Annotated in this window: 2 protein-coding genes; one reads left to right on the top strand and one right to left on the bottom strand. The window is 28.5% G+C overall.

What is annotated here, in order from left to right; translation table 11 throughout:
- Positions 1 to 1,263: 1,263 nt before the first annotated feature.
- Complete coding sequence (locus DIU01_RS07200) at positions 1,264 to 6,594, top strand: MG2 domain-containing protein (protein WP_290832953.1); 5,331 nt, start codon at positions 1,264 to 1,266, stop codon at positions 6,592 to 6,594.
- A 128-nt stretch (positions 6,595 to 6,722) separates the two neighbouring features.
- On the opposite strand, the gene DIU01_RS07195 is transcribed toward DIU01_RS07200, so the two are convergent.
- Positions 6,723 to 7,172, bottom strand: coding sequence for a hypothetical protein (locus DIU01_RS07195; RefSeq protein ID WP_290832951.1), 450 nt, complete (start codon positions 7,170 to 7,172; stop codon positions 6,723 to 6,725).
- Between the last annotated feature and the right edge of the window lie 204 nt (positions 7,173 to 7,376).

Raw genomic sequence — 7,376 nt, 5'->3', positions numbered from 1 at the left:
TATTGAATCCTCAAAAATAAGAAAAGGTTTGGAGAAAGGTTATTTTTAGGGAAAAAATTAATAAATTGAAAATTATTTTTTTTGCATCCCAACCTTTTAAGTAAAAAGATACTCTATATAGAAAACGCCGATTATGAAAAAAATTATACTTCTATCTCTACTTCTAATTTCATTAACGTCAACAGCCCAAGATTATGAAAAATCGTGGACTAAAATAATTAACTATGAAAATGAAGGAAAAATTAAATCTGCTAATAAAGAAGTAGAAAAGATATATAGAAAAGCAAGTTCTAATAAAAATGAAGCGCAAATTATAAAATGCTTTTTCTATAATTCAAAGTACATTCAAACACTTGAAGAAGATTCTCAATATAAGATTATAACTAATCTTCAACGTGAAATTAACAACGTTTCTATTCCATCGAAAGCAATTTTGAATTTTGTTTATGCAAAATGTCTGCAGTCATTTCATCAAAATAATTATAGTAAGTTGTCAAAAAGAACTCAACTAGATTCTTTATCTGTTGGTACATTTTTAACTTGGAATAATAAAGATTTTGTAAATGAAATTAATTCTCTGCATGAAAAAACTATCGAAAATGAAACACTTTTAAAAGCCACACCATTAAGCAATTATGAACCTATTATTGATTATTTAAACAAAGAAAAACTGCAACAATCTACAGTTTATGATTATTTGGCAAGTGAATATATTGAATACTTAAAATCAAAATATCATTCTTGGTCTGAAATAAAGGATGCACTATTATTGGAGCAACTTTTTGGTACAAGCAATGATTTTCAAAAAGCCAAATTTGATTCGATAAAAAATCCAGACCAACGTAAAATTTTAGAATTGTATCAAAAATTAGAAACAAAAAATAAAGTAACAGAAATTGAGCTAGATCGATTAAAATATTGCAATAATTCATTTTACGATAACAAACTAAAATATAAAAACAGTTTGAACTTGCTCCAGAAAAGAGCAAAAGATTCTGTTTTAATTCAAAATATTTTTCTTGAAAAAGCAGCTATAAAATTTGCTGAGGCGAACAAATCTGATAATCCGAATGGACTAATTGAATATAAAATTTTACTTGACAGCAGNNTAAAATCGCTACTTATCAGAAAAAAGCTCTTGAAGAAGCCCAATTAATTGTGAATTTTGAGTCAGTAATATATGAAAATCAAGTAACTAGAGCACATATTAATTACAAGAATTTAGATTCATTACAGATTTCAATTTTTAAAATAGACAGACAATTGAATAAAAAAGATAATGACAGTTTAATTACCTCAATTATAAAAAACTCGAAAGCACATAAAAGTCAAAAATACATTTTAGAAAACAAAAAGAATTATTTTGATTATTCTACCGAAGTGTTGTTGCCAAAATTAGAAATTGGCTACTATATTCTTTCTACAAAAAGTCTCAATCCTACGGATAAAGATGCCATTGTGAATTATGAATTATTAAATGTAACCAACATTAAGATGCATTCATTTAAAAAAGATGACACTACAATTTATGAAGTTTTGCATAGAAAAAAAGGAAAGCCACTGGCCAATTGTGAAATTGTAAGTAGCGATTTTAAATTAATTACAAATGAAAACGGAATAGCAAGTTTTACACAAGAAAAAGATTCTAAAAAACATGTTGGATATAATTTAACCTTAAATCATCAATCAGATACACTACGTGTTTATAACAATAATTCTTATTCGATTAATACCTATAATCAAGGAGATGTTATTGAAAATAGAGCTAAAATTTATTTGGACAGAGTCATTTATCGACCTGGTCAAAATGTATTTTTTAAAGCTGTTTTAACCCAAGGCAAAAATGGAGAAATTAAAGTTTTACCAAATCTACTTGTGAAAATTAATGTTGATGATCCAAATAGTAATTCCATAAAAACTATTGAACTAAAGACAAATGAATTTGGATCAATATCTGGCGAATTCACTATTCCAAAAAATGGTTTAACTGGTGATTACCAAATTGATATTGACGAACCAGACAATTATGAAAACGATTCTTACTATAACGAAATTAAGAAAAACCATCCTATTTGGGATGAAGACGGCATAGATACAGATTATTTTACTTTTAAAGTTGAAGAATATAAACGACCGAAATTTGAAGTTTCATTTGATAAAATAAATAAATCTTACAAACTAAATGAATTAGTAGCTATTTCTGGAAAAGCAAAATCTTACAGTGGCTCAACAATTTCTAATGCAACTGTAAATTATACCATTAATAGAATTGATTATAATAAATTTAAAAATCGATATTCAAATGATACTACAGAACAAATTATTTCCTCAACAAAGACTGATGATAAAGGAAATTTCACAATTGAATTTAATGCTATAACAGATAAAAATCACACCCCATCAGATAAAATAATTTACCAATACAATATAGTTGCAAATGTTACCGATATTAGTGGTGAAACTCAATCTGGGTCAACAAGTTTAAAGGTGGGAAATCAGAGTACGGTTTTATATCTTAAAATAGATAAAAAGATTAGAACAGACAAAAAAGCTATTTTAACTTTTTCAAGCACCAACTTAAATCAAGAATTTAAACCTGTGAATGGTGAAATTAAAATCTACTTTTTAAATCCGTTTTCAAATAAATTTATACCAAGAGAATTTAGTGTGCCTGAACTTCCTACTATTTCGAGAGAAGAATTTGAAAAGCTTTTCCCGTATGAAATATACAATCATGATTTAGATAAAAACTTACAAGAAAAATTAATTTACACCAAAAAAGTAAGTACTTTAAAAGATAAATCTCTTGCTTTAGATTTTATTAAAAACTATAAATCAGGTAAATACAAAGTAGTTTTTACCTCAAGAGATGAAAGTGAGAATGAAATACAAGCAACTGAAAACTTTGATTTAACCTCTGCAAATGATGAAAAAGCAGGAGAAAACGAACTATTTTCAATGCATCAAATTAATGAAGATCCAAAAAAGGACGGCTTTGCTTTAATTGAATTAAAATGTGCTGTTACCAATTTATATTTAAATGCAGAAGCAGTATTTGATGGGAATTATTTTTATAATGAGAAATTAAATGTTGAGCAATTTAAAACCGTTTTAAAAATCCCTGTAGATAAACTTATTTTTGATTCGTTCAATGTTAGAGTTGAAACCGTGTTTGAAAACAATTACTTTTCAAGAGAAATGAAAGTGCAATTTAAACCAATAGTTGAAAGTAAAAACACATTTGAAATTCAAAGTTTTAGAAATAAAATCGAACCTGGAAGCGATGAAAGTTGGAGTTTTAAAATTAAACAAGATAAAGGCAGTTCTGAATTTGAAGTTCTTGCTTCTATGTATGACAGTTCTTTAGATGCTTTTCACACTTCGCCATGGGAAACAATTTATAAAAACAAAAATTATTACAATGATTTTTATTACAAAAATGCTAATCAACGTGAGATTAAAACCTTATTCCTTCAGAAAAAAAATGAAAAATATAACCAAAAAGAGTTAAACAATGAAAAAAACAGTTTAATATGGTTTGGATTTGATTTTAATAATTCTAAGAACTATCAAGTTAATCGATTGTACAAAAAACAAATTACAAAAAAAACTAAAAAACCTTTAAATGCAAAAATCGTCTTTGGTGTTGTAGCAGATAATGGTGGTACATTACCTGGTGCAAATGTTTTAGTTAAAGGAACAACAAGAGGTGTTTCTACCGACATTGATGGCTACTATGAAATTGAAGTGGCTTACGGTGAAGCATTAGTATTTTCATTTATTGGATTAAAAGATAGAGAAATAATTGTAGAAAAAAATAATTATAATGTAATTTTAGATAATGATGGAAACCAACTAGACGAAGTAGTAGTTGGCGCAATGGGAATTATGAAAAAGAAAAATGCCGTAACCTCAAGTACTCAAATAACAATTGCACAAGAATTAACTCAGTCTGCTAATCCAAATATAGCTCAATCTTTAGTTGGAAGAGTATCTGGTTTACAAATAGAAACTATTAATAATGGTGTTGATCCAACTTCAAGAATTGTATTACGAGGAAATCGAAGTCTAACTGGCAATAAAGAAGCGCTTATTGTTATAGATGGTATCATTTCAAGCGCAGATGCTTTTACAAAATTACTCGCAGATGATGTTGTAGACATTAATATCATTAAGGGCACGCAAGGTGGAGCTTTATATGGTGTACAAGGTTCTAATGGTGTTATTATTGTAACTACTAAAAAAGGTATTCAAGAGCTCAATCAAGTAAAAACTAGAACTAATAAAAATGAAACTGCTTTCTTTTTTCCACATTTAAAAACAGATAAAGAAGGCAAAATCAATTTCCAATTTACTTCTCCAGAAGAATTGACACAATGGAAATTTAGACTACTTGGACATACTAAAACTTTAGAATATGCATTCGATGAAAAATCCGTTGTAACCCAAAAAAATTTGATGATTGTTCCTAATATGCCTCGTTTTTTAAGAGAAAACGACACAATTTCAATAGTTGCCAAAGTGAGTAATTTAACTATAAGCGCCAAAAGTGGAATAGCAATTTTACAATTATTTGATGCTTCAACAATGGAGAATATTGATGTAAAAATGAGTAATGCAAATGCTGTAAAAAACTTTACAACTCATCCTTCGGGAAACACTGTTGTAAAATGGAACATTACTATTCCTAAAGGATTACAAGGACTTCAATACAAAATAATTGCTAAATCTGGAGATTTCTCTGATGGTGAAGAAAGTATCTTACCTGTTTTAACAAATAACCTTTTGGTTACCGAAAGTATTCCGGTTTGGGTGAGAGAAAATAGTAAAAAGGACTATATTTTTGATAACTTAAAAAATACGACTTCACCGACTTTAAAAAATCATCAATTTACATTTGAATATACTTCAAATCCAACTTGGCTAGCCATTCAATCGTTACCTTATTTGATGGAATATGAGCACGAATGTGCAGAACAAACCTTTTCTAGATATTACGCAAATGTATTGGCATCCGAAATAATTAATAGTAATCCAACTATAGCTAGCCTATTTGAAAACTGGAAAAATTTGGGTAAGCCAATTTCCAAAATGGAACAAAATGAGGAACTGAAATCATTGCTTTTATCCGAAACACCTTGGTTGAAAGATGCGCAAAACGAAGAAGAAAAAAGAAAAAATTTAGCATTGCTTTTTGATTTAGAAAGTATGAAAAATACACTAGAACTCACTTTCAAAAAATTAAAAGAAAAGCAAAAATCTTCTGGTGGCTTTCCTTGGTTTGATGGAGGAAATGAAAGCGAATACATAACAAGGCACATCGTTGCAGGACTTGGACATTTAGAAAAACTAAAAGTCAACGAGGATTTAATTGATTCTTTTGATGAAATCACCAAAACTGCAATTCCTTATTTGGACAGCAAATTTATTGATAACAATAAAGAATTTGAAAAGTCTAGAATCGTCAATCCATATTCTGATTTACATTACCTTTATGCAAGGAGTTTTTACTTGAAGAACTACCCTATTTCTGATAAAACCAAAGCAATTATTAACCGACAACTAGAAAATATAAACTCCAACTGGAAGCAATATTCTCTGTATAATAAAGGATTGGCATCGTTAATCTTACATAGATTTGAGAAAAAAGATAATGCCCAAATAATTATTGAAAGTCTAAAAGAAACGGCATCTACCAACGAAGATTGGGGAATTTATTGGATAGAAAATAAAGCTGGTTGGTATTGGTATCAAGCACCAATAGAAACGCAGGCTTTGCTTATTGAGGCATTTTCAGAAATCACAAATGATACTAAATCTGTAGATGCCATGAAAGTTTGGTTACTTAAAAACAAGCAGACAAAAAACTGGCCAACTACAAAATCTACTACCGAAGCTGTTTATGCATTATTGATGCAAGGTTCCAATTGGTTGAGTGTAAAAGACAATACAATTATCAAAATTGGTGACCAAAAAATCATGACCAAAAAACTATCTGAAAACGAAAAAGAAGCAGAAACTGGTTATATCAAAATGACATGGAAAGCCGATGAAATTAAGAAAGAAATGGCTACGATAACTATAGAAAACAAATCCAAAGTTCCTGGATATGGTGGTGTTTATTGGCAGTATTTTGAAGAATTAGACAAAATAAAAACTAATACTGGTACTGTGTTGTCAACAACCAAAGAATTGTATTTAAAAAAGAATACTAGGCAAGGCGATGAATTGGTGCGAATTAACTCTAAAAACCCACTAAAAATAGGCGATTTGGTAACCGTAAAATTAATTATCACTGCCAAAGAAGATATGGAATATGTTCATTTAAAAGATATGAGAGCTTCGTGTTTCGAGCCGATAAATGTTTTATCAGAGTACAAAAGGGACGACGGTTTAAACTATTATATGAGTACAAAAGATGCTGCCACTCACTTCTTTTTTGATAAAATAAATAAAGGAACTTATGTCATTGAATATGATATAAGAGTGAACAACATTGGCAATTTCTCAAATGGAATTACTACGATACAAAGTATGTATGCACCCGAATTTACTAGTCATACTAAAGGAATTAGAGTAGAAACTAGAGAATAATGTAATAAAAAAATTACAACTTAACTGAAAAAACTTTTAAAATGTATTAAATGATGCTTTGATGATTAATTTCAAAAAAGATATTTGGCGCTATTGGGCAACAACTACCCATTTTAATGGAAGTTTTATTATGGACAAGGATGATTTGATGTGAAAATATTTTTATCATTCACAATTTCTGAACTAATGAATCTTACAACATCACTATCAAAACCATCATTCTTTTTTTCAGTTTCAAATTTTTCAATTCGTATCACGTACTCTAAATATTTTTTATTCAGTAATTCTCCAACTTCAATACTACCTTTTTTATAATAATTTTCTCCATTATCATTTATGCTCATTTCATAAGCTCCACGCACACCACTTTGATTATACTCAACAAAGTTAGAATCAACTAATTCAATATACTTTTCTTGAGGAATGTATTCAGTTATTGTTATTGACTTAATAAAAAAATCATCAGATAAGATTTTTATTTTTTTGTTTGATTTAGTGTATTCAATGCTGATTTTTTCAGGACAAACAAAACAACTATTAGTAATAATAATTAAAATTAAAAATGTCCATTTTTTCATAATTTATCATTTAATCGTGATTTAAAACTTGTCTTTAACCTGTATTTTTGCCTCATAAATCATCGTTATACAACCGATTTTGTAGTTATTGGTGCCTCTTTGTTTCCAAATATATTAAATAAAAGTATTTCTTTCATCTAAAATTTTTAGGAACACTGACATCGCTTCAATACCATTGCTATCTATCCCGAAGTTTCGGGACTG

Origin of the sequence: Flavobacterium sp., from assembly GCF_003525665.1 — a bacterium.
Taxonomy (GTDB): Bacteria; Bacteroidota; Bacteroidia; order Flavobacteriales; family Flavobacteriaceae; genus Flavobacterium.
The sequence above is the reverse complement of the archived record's forward strand: the minus strand, read 5'-3'. Positions and strand labels throughout refer to the sequence as shown.